Source organism: Thermosporothrix hazakensis (assembly GCF_003253565.1).
In the GTDB taxonomy this organism is placed as follows: domain Bacteria; phylum Chloroflexota; class Ktedonobacteria; order Ktedonobacterales; family Ktedonobacteraceae; genus Thermosporothrix; species Thermosporothrix hazakensis.
Map to the genome: position 1 here is coordinate 1 of NZ_QKUF01000021.1, position 15,734 is coordinate 15,734.

General features: G+C 52.3%; 14 protein-coding genes. 8 read left to right on the forward strand and 6 right to left on the reverse strand.

The genetic code is table 11. The features are described from left to right. The 4 genes from EI42_RS33985 to trpS form a co-directional block, all read left to right on the forward strand. On the forward strand, nt 1–369 hold a 369-nt coding region (locus EI42_RS33985; protein WP_249033475.1), incomplete at its 5' end, for a hypothetical protein. A gap of 361 nt (nt 370–730) precedes the next feature. After that, the gene (rplU, locus tag EI42_RS22225; protein WP_111324841.1) at nt 731–1,237 is read left to right on the forward strand and encodes a 50S ribosomal protein L21; all 507 of its coding nucleotides are present in this window, start codon (nt 731–733) and stop codon (nt 1,235–1,237) included. A 2-nt stretch (nt 1,238–1,239) separates the two neighbouring features. Continuing rightward, entirely contained in the window at nt 1,240–1,560 is a 321-nt protein-coding gene (gene rpmA / locus EI42_RS22230) for a 50S ribosomal protein L27 (protein WP_111324842.1), read from the forward strand. A 103-nt stretch (nt 1,561–1,663) separates the two neighbouring features. Further along, nucleotides 1,664–2,725, forward strand: coding sequence for a tryptophan--tRNA ligase (trpS, locus tag EI42_RS22235; RefSeq protein WP_111324843.1), 1,062 nt, complete (start codon nt 1,664–1,666; stop codon nt 2,723–2,725). Between the two features lie 37 nt (nt 2,726–2,762). Here the strand turns inward: trpS and EI42_RS22240 are convergent, their stop codons facing one another. Then, nucleotides 2,763–3,113 (reverse strand): hypothetical protein, encoded by a 351-nt coding sequence (locus tag EI42_RS22240; RefSeq protein ID WP_111324844.1) that lies wholly within the window; start codon nt 3,111–3,113, stop codon nt 2,763–2,765. Between the two features lie 364 nt (nt 3,114–3,477). Here EI42_RS22240 and EI42_RS22250 point away from each other — a divergent pair, with 364 nt between their 5' ends. Then, complete coding sequence (locus tag EI42_RS22250; protein ID WP_111324846.1) at nt 3,478–4,194, forward strand: sensor domain-containing protein; 717 nt, start codon at nt 3,478–3,480, stop codon at nt 4,192–4,194. 745 nt (nt 4,195–4,939) lie between these two features. Then, on the forward strand, nt 4,940–6,496 hold the full coding sequence (gene purH / locus EI42_RS22255) for a bifunctional phosphoribosylaminoimidazolecarboxamide formyltransferase/IMP cyclohydrolase (RefSeq protein ID WP_111324847.1): 1,557 nt from the start codon (nt 4,940–4,942) through the stop codon (nt 6,494–6,496). 54 nt (nt 6,497–6,550) lie between these two features. Here purH and EI42_RS22260 read toward each other — a convergent pair whose 3' ends face one another. Both EI42_RS22260 and EI42_RS22265 read right to left on the reverse strand, forming a co-directional pair. After that, nucleotides 6,551–6,955 (reverse strand): hypothetical protein, encoded by a 405-nt coding sequence (locus EI42_RS22260; RefSeq protein ID WP_111324848.1) that lies wholly within the window; start codon nt 6,953–6,955, stop codon nt 6,551–6,553. A gap of 181 nt (nt 6,956–7,136) precedes the next feature. Beyond that, entirely contained in the window at nt 7,137–8,072 is a 936-nt protein-coding gene (locus tag EI42_RS22265) for a pseudouridine-5'-phosphate glycosidase (RefSeq protein WP_111324849.1), read from the reverse strand. A gap of 528 nt (nt 8,073–8,600) precedes the next feature. On the opposite strand from EI42_RS22265, the gene EI42_RS22270 reads away from it, so the two are divergent. Continuing rightward, a complete protein-coding gene (locus tag EI42_RS22270; protein ID WP_170142826.1) occupies nt 8,601–9,572 on the forward strand; it encodes an alpha/beta fold hydrolase in 972 nt (323 codons plus the stop codon). 53 nt (nt 9,573–9,625) lie between these two features. On the opposite strand, the gene EI42_RS22275 is transcribed toward EI42_RS22270, so the two are convergent. Next, complete coding sequence (locus EI42_RS22275; protein WP_111324851.1) at nt 9,626–11,269, reverse strand: serine/threonine protein kinase; 1,644 nt, start codon at nt 11,267–11,269, stop codon at nt 9,626–9,628. Between the two features lie 96 nt (nt 11,270–11,365). Beyond that, complete coding sequence (locus EI42_RS22280; RefSeq protein WP_111324852.1) at nt 11,366–13,057, reverse strand: serine/threonine protein kinase; 1,692 nt, start codon at nt 13,055–13,057, stop codon at nt 11,366–11,368. Nucleotides 13,058–14,062: 1,005 nt separating this feature from the next. Here EI42_RS22280 and EI42_RS22285 point away from each other — a divergent pair. After that, nucleotides 14,063–14,464 (forward strand): response regulator, encoded by a 402-nt coding sequence (locus tag EI42_RS22285; protein WP_111324853.1) that lies wholly within the window; start codon nt 14,063–14,065, stop codon nt 14,462–14,464. 32 nt (nt 14,465–14,496) lie between these two features. Here EI42_RS22285 and EI42_RS22290 read toward each other — a convergent pair whose 3' ends face one another. Further along, nucleotides 14,497–15,642, reverse strand: a complete 1,146-nt coding sequence (locus EI42_RS22290; RefSeq protein ID WP_111324854.1) for an acyl-CoA dehydrogenase family protein — start codon at nt 15,640–15,642, stop codon at nt 14,497–14,499. Nucleotides 15,643–15,734 lie beyond the last annotated feature (92 nt).

Genomic DNA, 15,734 nt, shown 5'->3' on the forward strand with positions numbered 1-15,734 from the left:
ACTGGACAATCCGGATGGCCTCATCAATCGCCGCGTCTTGCTGCCTGGTCCCGCTCACCTTGTCCTCGTAGAGCAACATGCGCGCTTTTACTTGCCTTTCTTCTGTTTCTTGATATGCTCTTCTATTGCCGTCAGGATTTCCCCATTCAAGGATCGATGATGCTGTTTGGCTATCTCTCGTATCTGTTCCAACAGATGAGCAGGGAGCCGGACGTTGAGGGATTTGATACCGTCTTTCATGTAGCTATGAAAGCACCATTCTGGCTACATGTCAACAGGGCACGGTACCCCGATGCCCCAACCCAACATAAGGAAGACCCATTCATCCCCGCCTTCAAAGGACGGGGCTTTCTGGGTCGTTCACTGTAACACTCACTTGACACTCAGCCGAATCGTTGTTATCATAGCCTTGCATTTTTATGCCCACAAACAGGACTGTGTAGAATTATCGAGAAGGTAGTTTTACAACATCCAGCAAGAGTGATCTCCCCTGAGAGCTGGCGTGGTTTGATCTGCATGCTCAGCTTTGTGCAATAGAAGGCACCTCTGTGAAAAACAGCGTCTGTACTGTGAGTGTCTGTACTCTGTCTTCGAAAGAGGAACTGTGAGGAAGGCCGCCACCCACGCCCTCCCACGTATCCGAATAAAGCACGCATCGGGGGACAGTCTCTTGAAAGGAGACGCTAACCGGCATCAGCGCGGGAAGCGTAAAAGGAGAAATAAGAAAAACATGTTTGCAGTAATCAAAAGTGGTGGAAGACAGTTTAAAGTAGCTGTCGGTGAAAAACTGGAAGTGAACCGCCTTCCTTACGAGAGCGGAAAGCAGATTGAGCTTGGCGAAGTGCTGCTCATTTCGGACGCAGACAACACCATGATCGGTGCCCCCCTGGTTGAGGGTGCAAAGGTGCTGGCAACCGTCACAGAGCATAAGCGCGGCAAGAAGGTTATTATCTTCAAGTACAAGTCAAAGAAGCGCTATCGCCATCGCCGCGGTTTCCGTCAGGATCTGACCGTGCTGTCCATTGATGATATTATCGCCAATGGCAAGAGCCTGGTTTCTGGTAGCGAGGCTGCTGCACCGCAAACCGAAGAGCCAGTTGCAGAGGTCAGGACTGAAGAGGCTCCCGTGGCCACCGAAGAGAAGAACGTTGAAGAGACTCCTGATACCGGCGCTGCGAAGAAGCCACGTCGCCGCCGCAGTGCGAAGAAGGTAGAAGAAAGCAGCACGGAGGAATAGAAATGGCTCACAAAAAAGGTATGGGTAGCTCCCGCAACGGTCGGGACAGTAATCCTAAGATGCTTGGTGTCAAGCGCTATGATGGTCAGCTCGTTTCCGCTGGAAGCATCATTGTGCGTCAGCGCGGCACCAAAATCCACCCGGGCAAGAATGTTGGTCTCGGTCGCGATCACACGCTGTTCGCGTTGATTGATGGATATGTGAAGTTCGGCCATGAGTCACGCGATCGCCGTGAAGTCAGCGTGGTCACCGAGTTCCCCAACCGGCCTTCAATCGCGGAGCTGCTGGGCGAGGAAGAAGTGACAGCAGCAACTGGCAACTAAAAAACAGTTTCACAAGAGGATGGTTCCCGTTCAGGGGCCATCCCTCTTTTGTTTTTGAGCCGCATCTTTCCCCGATAGCACAACTGGGAGAAGAGAGAGCAACATGGAAAAGAAACGGATGCTCACGGGCGATCGGCCCACAGGGAAACTGCACCTCGGGCACTATATCGGTACACTCAAAAATCGGGTCCGACTCCAGCATGAGTATGAAAGCTTCTTTATCATCGCCGATCTGCACATGCTCACCACAAAGCATGAACCGGAACATATTCGAGAAGTAGACGCCAATGCTCGTCAGTTAGTCCTTGACTCCATTGCAGCAGGTATCGAGCCGGAACATGTTACGTTCTATCTGCAATCTGGCATCCACGAGATCCATGAAATGGAAACCATGTTGCAAAATCTGGTCACGGTATCGCGGCTGGAGCGTATCCCGAGCCTGAAAGAGATGGCCCGCGCCGCTCATATCGAGATGCCCTATGGCCTGCTCGGCTACCCCGTATTGCAGGCAGCCGATATTCTCTGTGTGCGCTCGCACATTGTGCCGGTAGGCAAGGACAACGCGGCCCATGTCGAGGTGACACGTGAGCTGGCTCGACGCTTCAACAACCTCTATGGAGAAATCTTTCCGGTTCCTGAAGTGCTGCTTGGAGAGGTGCCGACGCTGGTTGGTATCGATGGGCAGGCAAAGATGAGTAAGAGCCTGAACAATGCCATCTTCCTGAGTGACACCCCGAAAGAGGTCGAAAAGAAGGTCATGCGCATGTACACCGACCCCAATCGCGTACATGCCAATGTTCCTGGCACCGTTGAGGGCAACCCGGTTTTCATCTATCACGATGCCTTCAACCCCAACAAAGCCGAGGTTGAGGACCTGAAAGAGCGCTATCGCGCAGGCACTGTCGGCGATGTTGAGGTAAAACAAAAGCTGGCCGTGGCGCTCAATGCCATGCTCGACCCCATGCGTGAACGTCGTGCCGCCTATGATGCCCCGGGACGCATCGAGGAGCTGATCTATCGTGGCACGCAGCGGGTTCGTGAGGAAACCAGGCAGACACTTTATGAGATGCAGAAGGTAATGGGCTGGGCGGGCGTTTGGAACCGCATCCGTCGCAAAGCAGAAAAATACACAGCGACGCAGGAGAAACTCAGGAGAGCCGAGTAAGACAGGCAAAGAGGGGCCTCTTTTGCCCCTCTCCAGCTTATCCCCCCGCCAGATTCGCAAACGTATAGCAGATTAACAGGATCTCAAGCACTAGCAGCCCCAGACCGAAAAAGAGGCTGACTACCGCCAGACGACGACCTTTCTGCCAGAGCGGCGGAGGCGTCTGCCAGACCCCCACCAACCCCATCATCACCGCCAGAAAGGGAACAGCAAAAACCAGCAGCGGTAACGAAGAGGTACTGAACAGGGTTGCCAGTGGCCCGAGGTTACAGGCGATCGAGAGCATGACAAAGGTATAAAGCAGGGAGAGAAACAGGCTCAAGAAGACGGTCCAGTGTGGCCGTACTGCTATCGGTTGAGAGATCTCCTGTTGATTTTGTTCTTCCATATACTCTCTCTATTTCTTCTGATAATGACAATACCGCTGATCTCCTTCTCAAAAAACCCATCGATTCCAGTATAGGCGATTATGAGAAGAGGGAAAAGTGGCAGATATTGATCTGAAATGGCATGGGGACAGGGAAGAGGTAGAAAAGAGCACCCTTCATCTTCTCACACTCTATTCATCTTTTTCTATACGTCATTCTCATTCAAGCGCTACTTCAGCTTCTCTGTTCAGCGTCTACCGCTACGAATTTACCGCCCCGGCTTCATCGCTACAGATTCGTAACAAATCTGGCATATTCTTGCGAAATCTCTACGATATCCTTTCACTCAGAACAACCTGAAAGAAAGTGAATGGGAAAAGACACATGCAGAATCATACACCTGTTTTCAACCGATTTCTTTTTCTCTTTATATCATTTCCGCTTGGTCTGATCTTTTTTGTATTGACCGTCGTCGGACTGTCGTTAAGTACTTCATTGTTGATCATCTGGATTGGTTTACCGCTGCTGCTCCTGACCCTCTTCCTGATCCGAGGAATGGCAGCGCTTGAGCGTTCCATGCTCGCCTCGCTAACCGGAGTTGTCATCTGGACGAAATCGCCTCCAACGAGAAGTGGCGGGAAAACGCGATTCATGGCAATCCTGCGCGATCCTGACACCTGGAAAAGTGCACTCTACATGCTGCTGAAGCTTCCTTTAGGCATAGTATCCTTCACTATCTGCCTCACACTGCCGATCATCGCAACGAGCCTGACAGTGATGCCACTCGTTTATATTGTCCTCACGTCCATTGTGGGGAACACAGACGCCCATATAGCGCAGATCTTCTTCAGCGATAGCTACACCTTTATTCCGATTACAGGCGTCTTCAATCTGATTGATTTTGCCAAATGTCTGGCCTGCGCTGCCCTCGGTGTGCTTGCCTGGATAGGCATAGCAAAAGTAATTCATGGAATGACAGCGCTATGGGAGGGCGTCGCCAGAGCGCTCCTCGGATCAGAAGAGACAATGAAAGGGCCAACCCCGGCCGAGCCATATGATCTTCACTATACAGGCTTGCAAGCTCAGGAAATGCGTGGCTGATTCTCACCTGAAAAAGGCAATAAAAGACCGGCGTAAGAGGAGCAGGGTTCCTGACGCCGGTCTTCACACAACAACAAACAAACAACAGGAGCAATAAGGAGGCATTGCGAACACGCTTCGGGGTCCGCTCACCCGAAGGAGTCGTCTCGCCAACAAAAAAGGATTTCATCTTTTCACGAGCAAAAAACCTGGACATCTGCATGTCCGTTCTCAGAGAGAGAAGCTTCTAAACCCGCAAGTGATTTTTCTCTGAATAACTATGTTTGTGATATTAACACGAATGGGATAGATTTTCATATAATCACACATCTTTCTAGTAGGAAAGTACCGAGAAATACGCTCCTGGCACTCAGAATCCTTACATCAAAATAGGCCCATCGGGCCTGAATAAGCCGTGAGAAACCAGGAAGGACCCTTTGTTCAGATCAGAACGTCCCTGCCTTATGAGACCCGCATTCCCCTCTTTCATATTGCCTTTCCGAACACATCATCAGATAAAGTATGAGAGGTAAGACCGGCCTTTCCCGCATCCTGTTCCATGCGACTCCATGTCATAGTGAGATATACTGATAGAAGAAGTCAGTGCGAACGTTTAGCCCGACCTGAGCACGCGCAGGCATTTGATTGTCCGATGTATTGAGGTTTTCTTTATCAGTGCTGAATGGGAGTACCGGGAAGCAGCAACCGGCCTTGCCCCGGTTGGATATGGCGTCAGCGCCTTTGTTGTGGTGAGAAAGGATGACTCATGAGAGCACTCATCAGTGTGGCGGACCGCACAGGCCTTGTGGAGCTAGTCCAGGAACTGGAAAGCCTGGGAGTCAGCATATTTGCAACTGATAACACCTGCAAAGCTCTGAAAGCAAAGGGGGTAACCGTCAGTTCTGCCAGTGAGCTATTACCGCCCGCGATGCATCTGGATGAAAGAACCATCTATCCTCTCCTGACCGCCTGTATTGCGAGGAAACAAACGACCGGACGGCATCCGAAACAGAACGGGAACTGGCAGTCTGTAGAGATCGTAGTGGCAAATCTCGCCCCCTATCGCGAAAAAATCGCACGCCCGGAATTGACTCTTAATGAGGCTCTTGAGCACATTGATCTGGAGAGAGCCGCCTTCCTCCGAACAGCCGCCAAGCACTTTCTCCAGGTGCTGGTTCTCTGTCGTCCCCGCGATTATATGGAGGTTGTTCAGGAGTGGAAGGAACAGGGAGAAGTCAGTATTGAAACACGCAAAAAACTGGCAGCGATTGCGTTTCAGCAATCTGCCCTCTATGACACAACGGTTGCCGAGTATCTATGGACTCCGGGAGAAGGGTTCCCCGAAGAACTGACCCTCCCGTTCGAGCGCGTCATGAATCTGCGCTATGGCGAAAATCCCCATCAGCAGGCGGCTTTCTATCGTTGGGCAGGCGTTTCCTGCTCCCGGCTGAAGCTTCCGACCCTCGCCGATGCAGAGCAGATTCAGGGCCCAGAGCTTTCCTACAACAACCTGCTCGACCTGGATACAGCGCTGAGCATCGTACAAAACTTCACCGCGCCCACAGCGACCATCATTAAACATACCAGTCCCTGTGGGCTCGCCTGTGGCGATACCCTTGTTGATGCCTATAAAAAAGCTCATGCAGGCGATCCACTCTCCTCAACAGCCGGCATTATTGGCTGCAATCGCCTTGTCGATGAGGAAACCGCTCAGGAAATCAGCCAGCTTTTCTACGAAGCCATTATCGCACCCGGGTACAGCAGGGAAGCGCTCGCCATTTTACGCCAGCAAAAAGAGCTCCGGCTGCTGACAACCAATACTCCTATTGAGCCTGGCAACGCCAGCACGCAATGGTTGCATACAGGACGGCCCGAGATCCGCTCGGTAAATGGCGGTATCCTCATCCAGACACCGGACGCTGTTGGGGATAAAGAAACAGAATACAGGGTGGTAACCGAACGCGAGCCCAATCTGGACGAGGTCACAGACTTAATGTTTGCCTGGAAAGCGGTACGCTTCGTGAAATCAAACGCCATTGTGCTTGCACGCAAGCTGGCAATCATCGGGGTTGGAGGTGGTCAGACCAATCGCGCAGCTAGCGTTCAGCTCGCGATTGATCGGGCGGGAACAAGAGCAAGGGGCTCGGTTCTGGCTTCTGATGCCTACTTCCCCTATCCTGATGGGGTCGAGCTGGCAGCCCGGGCTGGAATCACGGCCATTGTGCAGCCCGGAGGTTCTTCACGTGATGAAGAGGCCATTCGCGTAGCTAATCAGTATGCGATCGCAATGGTGTTTACTGGACGTAGACATTTTCGCCATTAAAGCCAAAAAAAGAAGAGGGGTTTGCTCACAAAGCATCCCCCTTTCTTCTTGTTTTTATGCTTTGCCGTTGCTGGATTTCGGGGTGAAAATCTCATCAGAGAAGAAACGAACCCAGAGTACCACGACAGCAAGGCCGCCGATCAGGGCAAAGAAGCCCATCGCTCCACCCTCTTTCGACGCACGGAAGGGGAAGAAAAGAATCATCGAGAGCCAGATCATTGTCAGGGTGACGGTCCAACTCAACTTTGTGGTCTCAGAGTTTGAGCGATACAGCAAATTGTAGAAAAAGATAACCAGCAGACCAATAAAGTTAAAGACAAGTCTGAGCGGCGTCAAGTTTGAGTTATCGCCCATCCAGTCAATAACCAGGTTGCCCGGTATAAATACAAACGTGCAGATCCAGGCCAGGGTTAAGATAATGCCCCAGATTATCTTACGAAGATCAATAGTTTGACCCACGGTATAAGGCTCCTTTCGAGGAGTATTTTGCCAGCTAAAAAGGCCGCCTGTTGCGCAAGCGTGTTAGATTGACGCAATCGTATTGTAGTCGTTATGCCAGAATAAATCAAGCGTTGTGCTCGCTGACGAGTAGGCTGCTTTGTTCGTGTGTACGTCCCCGTGGAAAATGGCGCGGTTCAAATCAGGAAGCATCCGCGATCTCATCGCCTTTTCCCCGTGACAGGTAATACGCACAGGCGAAACGAGCCGCCCATATAGCATTATGCTCCAGCAAGGCTTTATTGGCCTCGACACTCTCTCCTCCCGTCACCCGCGCCACATGATCGAGGATAAACGGGGTTATCGCAGCTCCTTTCACCGCTTGCTCTCTTGCCAGCACCAGCGCCTCTTCTATCGCGGCTTCCAGCGGTTCAGCCTCCATACTCCACTGCTCTGGAATCGGGCATGTCACCACCAGCCCCTGTAAGCCGCATTCCCATTGAGTGCGAGCGATGTCAGCAACTATCTCGATGCTTTCTGCCCGATGCGGCAACCGCCTCCCACTGCGGCGTACATAAAAAGCGGGCAGCTCATCGGTTTGCCAGCCGATCACAGGAACGCCCTGTGTTTCCAGATATTCAAGGGTCAGATCAAGATCCAGAATTGACTTTGCCCCGGCACACACCACCAGCACAGGCGTGCGGCTGAGCTCCATTAGATCCGCCGAAATATCCAGCGAGGTCGTTGCACCACGGTGCACCCCGCCAATGCCACCAGTTGCGAAGAAACGTATCCCGGCCATACTGGCGCAAAGCATGGTACCGGCAACGGTGGTTGCTCCCAGACGCTTTGTCGCCAGCGTCACAGCCAGATCGCGGCGGCTGACCTTCTGCACTGGCTTCTCAGTTGCCAGACGAGAGATCTCTTCATCCGTCAGCCCAATCTTGATCTTGCCATCCAAAATGCCAATGGTAGCGGGAACAGCGCCCTCGCGGCGAATCGCTTCCTGCATAGCGCTGGCCGCCTCAAGGTTGGCAGGATAGGGAAGGCCATGTGAAATAACGGTCGATTCCAGCGCAACAATCGGGCGCTGCTCATGAAGGGCGCTTTCAACCTCAGGGGAGAAGGCCAGAGACATGAAGAATGCTCCTTTCGCGATATCTCTGCATCATACGCAGAAAGCTGGCTTGAACCCAGGAAACAGCTAACTTCCCTGTCAACAGGAGCCGTTTGGTGGTTCTAGAACAATCCATCAACAATTGGCCGGTAAGCATACCATATATGGCAGCAGCTCTCAGGGCCATCATATCGAGTATATACAGGTCAAAGAGGAAGAGCAAGCATCCGATTTTTCGGAAAAGAGACAAAAACATCTGTATGTATCGCTGAATATTCTGTCCTAATTGTTTGCAGCGTACTTATTGAGCATGCTATATTACCCCGTGGAGAGAGAAAAACGGGAGCGAGCAGTCAGGCCGCACTATCTCCAGGCTGTATCCCCCGAAACGACCCTCCGCGTTGTATATAATAGGCATATTACCCGCCTCTCTACTGTATGGTGTATTCTAAAAGAGAACAAAACGCTTTATTTTAAAAAGAGCTTTGTATTCAGGGAAAAGAAAGGGTCTCACAGAAAAAGACCCTGTGCAATAAGGAGATGAACAGCATGGGTTTCGGAAAAAAATTGGTCTCAACCACTGCTTTTGTTGGTGGTGCACTTGGTGCGCTGGCCGTCTATAATAAACTGACAGAAACTGCCGCCGGTGAGCTGGATACAGTCCTGAGTGGAGAAGAGCGACGGTATCCCTGGAAATACGGCGATATGTATTACATTGTGAAAGGGCCACGCGAGGCGAAACCGCTCCTGCTGATCCACGGTTTTGGTCCCGGCGCTTCCTCCTTTGAATGGCGCAAGAATATCGACGTTCTGGCAGAAACGTTCCGCGTCTACACAGTTGATCTGCTTGGCTTTGGTCTCTCTGACCGCCCGGCGATCTCTTATGACGCTGAAACATATACCGACCTGATTAGTGATTTTGTACGCGAAGTGATTGGCAAGCCCACCGTTGTTGTTGCTCACGGGCAGAGCTGCGCCTATGTCGTGGCGGCAGCCTATCGGCGTTCCCAGAACTTCGAGCGCCTGATCCTGATTGAGCCAACACCAACGATGTTGCAGGAAAACTATCCAAACCCGATCGAGGCCGCCAAGCGGGCTCTCCTGCGCGCTCCAATTGTTGGTCAATTCATCTACAATCTGCTAACGACCCGGCAGGCTATTCAGTCCTACTATGACCAGCAAGGCTATCATAACCCCGGTCTGATCACCGATGAACTGGTTGAATATGTGTATACGAGCGCCCATCAGCCGAACGCACGCTATTCGATGGCGTCGTACTTCAGCAACACACTGGCAATGGACGTGCATGAGCCGCTGGCCCGCTTGCAGGTTCCCACGCTTGCCGTCTGGGGCCGCGAAGGCGTTCTGACACCCTCAGAAGCCAGCACCACATTCAAGCGCCTGAATCCACGCATTGAGGTTCGTATTCTCGATAAGAGCAGCTACCACCTGCAAGAAGAGCAGGCCACAGCATTCAACAATCTGGTCAAAGAATACGCAGCCACTGCTGTCAATAGCTAAAGCAAGCAAAGAAGGCGCGTCCTGGCACTTTGAGACGCGCCTTCTTTTTCTGCTTAGAGCGAGAACACCCGAAACTGCTTGAAAGTCGCCTTAACACTGCGTCCCCAGAGTCCTATTTTGCCCGGCTGCGCATATTGGGCGTCTTGAAAGCTGGCTATTTTCTGCCCATCGATCAAGAAGGTCAGAGTGCTGCCCCGAACCTCCAGGCGATAATGATGAAATGCAGTGTCATGTTGCCGCTTTACCGTAACCCCGTAATGGCTCTCTGACGTTGTGCTCCCCTGCACCAGCGCAAGAAAGGCTTCGTCCGCAATCTTCTGCGCACCCACATAACCTGTATAGTCTCCCGGCTCTTTTCCCGGAGCTGCATGCACCAGCAGACCCGCATCGCAGATGGTCGGTGAGATCCCGAGAAGGTTCATCCTAATAATCTGAATATCCACTTCTACGGCATAATCTGGTATGGACGGCTGATAGGGCGCAAAAATCACATCCTCAATGGTATCTCCCAGTGCCAAAATCTGCCCTTTTTGAAGCTGCCAGCCCGATGGCGCCTTCCAATCCTGAAATGTCGTCGACTGATAGAGAAGTTGGCTTTTCGGTGGCGTTGGTGTCGGCACCGCGGATGTCGGCGGCAGCGGGGTCGGAGGCCGCGACGGCTGACGCAGCAAAAAGAACGAGCTCCCTCCCAGGAACAGAAGCACAAGCAAGAACACGCTCGCCAGGAGCAAGCGTTTTCGCTTTGAACGCGGTTGCTCTTTTGAGGGAGAGAGTGAGGGTAGTTCCAGCCGCTTTGAAGGCGGGACTGTCGGTGAAAGACTCGTGGATGAAGGATGTGTCGGTGAAAGCGTTTCCGCAAGCAACGGCACCGGCTCAGGTGGCTGTGCGGCTTGCGTGAGCGCACGGGCAAACGCTTCTACCGAGGAGAAGCGTTCATTCGGATCTTTTGCCAGTGCCTTCTCTACCACGGAGACTACATCGGGAGGTAGCTCAGGAACAGCCTCGGCCAGAGATGGTACCGGCTCAACCTGATGCTGATAGGCAAGCTCGATCAACGAACCCCGAAAGGGTGGAGCACCGCTCAGCCATTCATATACCATGACTGCAAGCGCATATTGATCGCTGGCAGAGCCCGGATAGCCACGAGCCTGTTCAGGAGCCATATAGAGCGCCGTTCCCAGAACACTCTGCATGCTTTCATGAGTTGAACTCTCAATAATTGTCGCGATCCCGAAATCACCTAACAGGATCTCGCCCTGCGCACCCAGCAGGATATTCTCCGGTTTGATGTCGCGGTGGATCAGCCGACGCTGATGAGCATAGTGGAGCGCCTCGGCGATTTGCTGCACAAAGGAAAGAACATCCTTCAAGGGGACTCGTGTTCCCGACGGGTATCGCTGACGCAGCGTACCTTGTGGCGCAAAGGTCGTTACCAGATAGGGAGTACCACGCTCAATACCATAATCCAGCAGTTGAATGATATGGGGATGTTGAAGCTGTGCCACAACCTCCGCCTCACGTCGAAAATGATCTTTGTACTCGGCCACCAGCCGCGCGTGCAACACTTTGACAGCAGCCTCCGTCTGCAAATATGCATGACGGGCATGATACACGCTGGCATAATTCCCCTTTCCCACTAATGAAAGCAGATAATAGTTTCCGATGCGTTTTTGCACATTCTGCCATTGTTCTACCATAGCGCTCCCTGACACATTCTTGGATGGTTCTCCATTGCCGGTGGAAAATGCAGGGAAGAGGACGCGTTAACCGGTGCCTGCTCCTCAGAGGACAAGCTAGAGGGCAAGCACCTTAAAACTTGTCACGGTGATAACCGCGTTGCGTGAGCGTAGACCAATTTGTCCCGGAGTTTGCGGCGCGTTCTGCTCCGTCACTTCAAGCATCTTCTTCCCATCTAGAAAGAACAGAATACGGGCCCCCTTCACTTCAACCCGGTATGTATGGAACACATCATGCTCCAGATCATAGTCTTGTTCTTGAAGCATGCTTGTATTCAGGCGCCCCCCCTTCATCCCGGTAATATAGAGATTGGAAATATAGTCAAAGCCGGCGGCCATGCCATCACCATTTTTCGCTTGAACCACAATGCCGAAATCAGTCAGTAGAAACCCGAGAATATCCTTTGGTCCCTGATACTTGATCTGTGCCTCAACAGCATAATCAGACGTAGTGGGCTTATAGGGAGCATACAGGACAAAGCTATTCTCAGATTCGCCAGAACTTTTCAGCGTGGCATCATCAATCGCCTGCCACTGTCCCTGAATATTCCATTGGGTTGCCTCTTTCTTCCAATGCGCCTGATAGAGCACATCGCCCGGCTTTGGCTTCGCGGGCGTTGGCGACACCACAACCTTTGGCGGCGGAGACGACATCGCCCTGACCATCCAGAGCGCCCCCGCTCCCACAATGGCAACCAGCAGGAGAGCCGCAAGCAGCGCGTACAACATCGCTCTTTTCTTCCGAGGCGGATGCGGGCTCGTCTGAGGATAGGTGATATTACTGTGTGGCGTGTAGAGCGGCTGCCCGGTTGAAAACGACCTTTCCTGCGGGTGCGTCTCCTGTACCGCCGTCTCAACAGGAGGAGGGGGAGGAGGCGCCAAAGGCGTGATCTGCGGGCTTGAAGCCCGAGCCGTTGGCGTGCTGAGGCTTGTTCTCTCGCTTGCCTGCTGCAAAGCCTGAGCAAACGCTTCAATCGAAGGGAAACGGTGTTGTGGATCTTTTGCAAGCGCCCGATGCAACGCAGCAATAATTCCCTGTGAAAGCCCCTGATGCAGCGGGGGAAGAGGCGCGGTCAAATGCTGTGCATAGATCTCAGCCAGCGATCCCTGAAAAGGCGGGTGGCCGGTCAGCCATTCATAGGTCATAATCGCAAGCGCATACTGGTCGCTGGCGGGTCCGGGACGCCCCTGTATCTGCTCCGGGGCCATATATGGCGCGGTCCCGGTAACATCACTGGGTGCATGGCTCTGATGCGAAGTTTGCGCAATCATGGCGATGCCAAAATCACTGAGCAACAATTCAAAGTTCTTGCCCAGAAGAATATTGTCTGGCTTGACATCGCGATGGACCAGATGTTGATTATGGGCATATTGAAGAGCGCTCGCGATCTGGCGTACATTGTCAATAATGCTGGCAAGCGGCAAACGGGTTCCCTTTGGATAACGCTTTCGTAGAGAACCATACGGAGCATAGGTCATTACCAGATAAGGAATATCACGCTCAATTCCAAAGTCCAGAATGCGTACAATATTGGGATGTTCCAGGCGAGCGATCGTTTGAGCTTCCCGCCGAAAGCTCTCCATGTTCTCTCGTGCCAGGCGCATACGGAGGACCTTAATCGCTGCCTGTGTATTCAGATGGATGTGTTGTCCCAGATACACATCTGCAAATCCACCTTGCCCGAGCAATCGGAGCAGGCGATAATTTCCGAATTGCCGCCCTGAAAAATCCTCACTATGATCCGTCATAGATACCTTTCAATATATTTTGAGAAGAAGCATCGTTCTTTCCGGTACGTCTCTCGGTATGAGCGCCTTCTGCTGTTACTATACAAAATCACGCTCAGCAATACAAGAGATCGGTGAACCATGCAGCATGTAGCAAGAAGATTCGTCGTTCCCCATTCTCACCATTCTATTCTATCTCAAAGAACGCGAAAAGGAAGGAAAATTCAAACCTCATTTTTGAGCGGAAGAAGGTTACTCACAAAATGGCCAGAGAAAAACTGCCCCCCTGTTGTGCTACACATGCACAACCGGAAATGGTAAGATACGAAAAAGCAGTACAATGTTTGTAACATGCCACGCACAATTTGCTTTGTGAGATAGAAGAAATGTTTCATGCCCATAGGAGGGAGCAAGCAAGGGATAAGTGAAGAACTCTCAAATGCATTGAATCGAGTCGTGCAGATAAATAGAACTGTCATATGTAGTGGTGGTATGCGAGGAGCACAGTGTGAAAAGAGAGTATATTGCAGAGGTTGCGCAAGAGGCCTCTGATCTTCTAATGCAGATGCCCGGGTTTAGAACCAGTCTCCCGGCGCCTCCCCATCGAAGTCGCTTTGTCGACCCTCCCTGTTTGGAACGGATCAAGCAACAAAGGGGTACCTGGTCGACTGGTTCGGGCGACGGGGGATCCGGATCAGAACTATTCCGCATTGTCAGATTTTGTATCCAGATGTCCACACAACAATGTAATACATTTTCTCTTTTCCAGAACAGCAAGTAAAATCTCTCGCCTGTCAGTCAGGCTCGATCGGCATCCAGCAGGTCCGGGTACTGTCGCGGCTGAGTCAAGCGAAATGGAGAGAGCTACAATTATGTGTTTTCATCCGGTTGAACAAACCATTCCTGGACCAGGGTACTGCATTGTATAGATCATGATTGAAGGGCATATGTGGGTAGAGAGTTGTAAGGGAGAGGGAGCCTCATTTTGGATCTGTCTTCCTCTCAAGAGCGCGGAGGAGTAAGAACATGCCACAGGGCAACGGAGAAAAGATCTATATTATCGATGATGATCGGGATATCGTTTTCGCAGTGCAGACCATGCTCCAGTTATCCGGTTATCAGATCGAGACCAGTCTGAACGGTGATATTCTGGAACGCCTGCTAGTGGAGCCCGCACGGTCAGCACCCGCCATTATTTTAGTAGATATGCTGTTATCGGGAAAAAATGGCTGTGATCTTATTATCGCCCTCCGGCAGTGCACTCATACGCGCCATATCCCTGTTATTATGCTCTCAGCATATCCATATGGAAAGCAACGGGCACTAAATGCCGGCGCAGATGCTTTTCTATCCAAGCCGTTCCAAATGCGGGAGCTTCTGGCCTGTATTAAACGACTGCTATCATCGCAAGCCCGAGAGGCGACTTAGAGGGAAGCGCTTTCAGGCGCTTCCCCGAACGCTTAGCGAAGCTCTCCGAGCAGTGCACGGGCAATCACAATTCGCTGAATCTGGTTAGTGCCCTCAAAGATCTGCGACACCTTGACATCACGCATATAACGCTCAACCGGATAATCCCGAACATAGCCGGCACCGCCAAGCACCTGCACGGCATTGGTCGTCACCTCCATTGCCATGTCTGTCGCAAAGCACTTTGCCATCGAGGCGTACAGGGCGGCGTCCTGCTGTGTGTCAAGCTTATATGCGGCTTCATAGACAAGCAGTCGGGCAGCCTCTATTTTCATTGCCATATCGGCCAGCAGGAATTGCAGACCCTGAAATGCAGCAATCGGCTTGCCAAATTGCTTGCGCTCCCGGGCATAGTTTCGGGCAGTTTCAAAGGCTGCCTGCGCCACGCCAACCGCAATCGCTCCGATATTGACACGTCCGCTTGCCAGAGAAGAGAGTGCGATCTTCAACCCCTGTCCCTCGGTACCAATGCGATTGCTTGCAGGGATCACACAGTTATCAAAGATCAGTTCACGTGTGGGCGAGGAATGCAGCCCCATTTTACGCTCTGTCTTGCCAAAGGTCAGGCCAGGCGTTCCCTTTTCCACCACAAAGCAAGAGATCCCGGCCGCGCCTGTTCCTGGCGTTGTTCGCGCCATCACCAGATACAGATCAGCCTCACCACCATTTGTCACCCACATCTTGGCCCCCTGCAACCGGTACGTTTCTCCCTCCGCCAGGGCCAGACATTGCAGGCTAGCAGCATCAGAACCGGCCTCCGCCTCACTGAGCGAAAACGCCCCTAAGAGTTCCCCTGCCGCCAGACGGGGCACCCAGCGTTGTCGCTGCTCCTCATTCCCAAAGCGAGCCAGCGAGCCAGTTACCATATTATGGACCGAGAGCCCGACCGCTGTTGCCATTTCGCCCTTGCCCAGTTCCTCATAGACCAGCGCACCGCCCAACCGGGTAAGGGCGCTCCCGCCATACTCTTCCGGGGTCGTCATGCCCATCAAGCCCAATTCGGCCATCTTCGTAAAGACTTCACGAGGGAAATGGTGCGTTTCATCCCACTCCTCCGCAAAGGGAGCGAGCTCTTTTTCAGCGAAGCGCCGTACCATGTCGCGAATATCAGCTTGCTCTTCATTGAGATCAAAATTCACAGGTAGCTCCTCTTTTTCTACTCATGGAAATACAACGTTGTATCACTCTTCTAGAGGTAGCATATCACGCCGCAGGAGCGCAAGGATAGCAT

Excerpts from the sequence above, each read along its gene's own strand:
- rplU (WP_111324841.1), top strand. The coding sequence starts at position 731 with ATGTTTGCAGTAATCAAAAGTGGTGGAAGACAGTTTAAAGTAGCTGTC.
- rpmA (WP_111324842.1), top strand. The coding sequence starts at position 1,240 with ATGGCTCACAAAAAAGGTATGGGTAGCTCCCGCAACGGTCGGGACAGT.
- trpS (WP_111324843.1), top strand. The coding sequence starts at position 1,664 with ATGGAAAAGAAACGGATGCTCACGGGCGATCGGCCCACAGGGAAACTG.
- EI42_RS22240 (WP_111324844.1), bottom strand. The coding sequence starts at position 3,113 with ATGGAAGAACAAAATCAACAGGAGATCTCTCAACCGATAGCAGTACGG.
- EI42_RS22250 (WP_111324846.1), top strand. The coding sequence starts at position 3,478 with ATGCAGAATCATACACCTGTTTTCAACCGATTTCTTTTTCTCTTTATA.
- purH (WP_111324847.1), top strand. The coding sequence starts at position 4,940 with ATGAGAGCACTCATCAGTGTGGCGGACCGCACAGGCCTTGTGGAGCTA.
- EI42_RS22265 (WP_111324849.1), bottom strand. The coding sequence starts at position 8,072 with ATGTCTCTGGCCTTCTCCCCTGAGGTTGAAAGCGCCCTTCATGAGCAG.
- EI42_RS22270 (WP_170142826.1), top strand. The coding sequence starts at position 8,601 with ATGGGTTTCGGAAAAAAATTGGTCTCAACCACTGCTTTTGTTGGTGGT.
- EI42_RS22275 (WP_111324851.1), bottom strand. The coding sequence starts at position 11,269 with ATGGTAGAACAATGGCAGAATGTGCAAAAACGCATCGGAAACTATTAT.
- EI42_RS22280 (WP_111324852.1), bottom strand. The coding sequence starts at position 13,057 with ATGACGGATCATAGTGAGGATTTTTCAGGGCGGCAATTCGGAAATTAT.
- EI42_RS22285 (WP_111324853.1), top strand. The coding sequence starts at position 14,063 with ATGCCACAGGGCAACGGAGAAAAGATCTATATTATCGATGATGATCGG.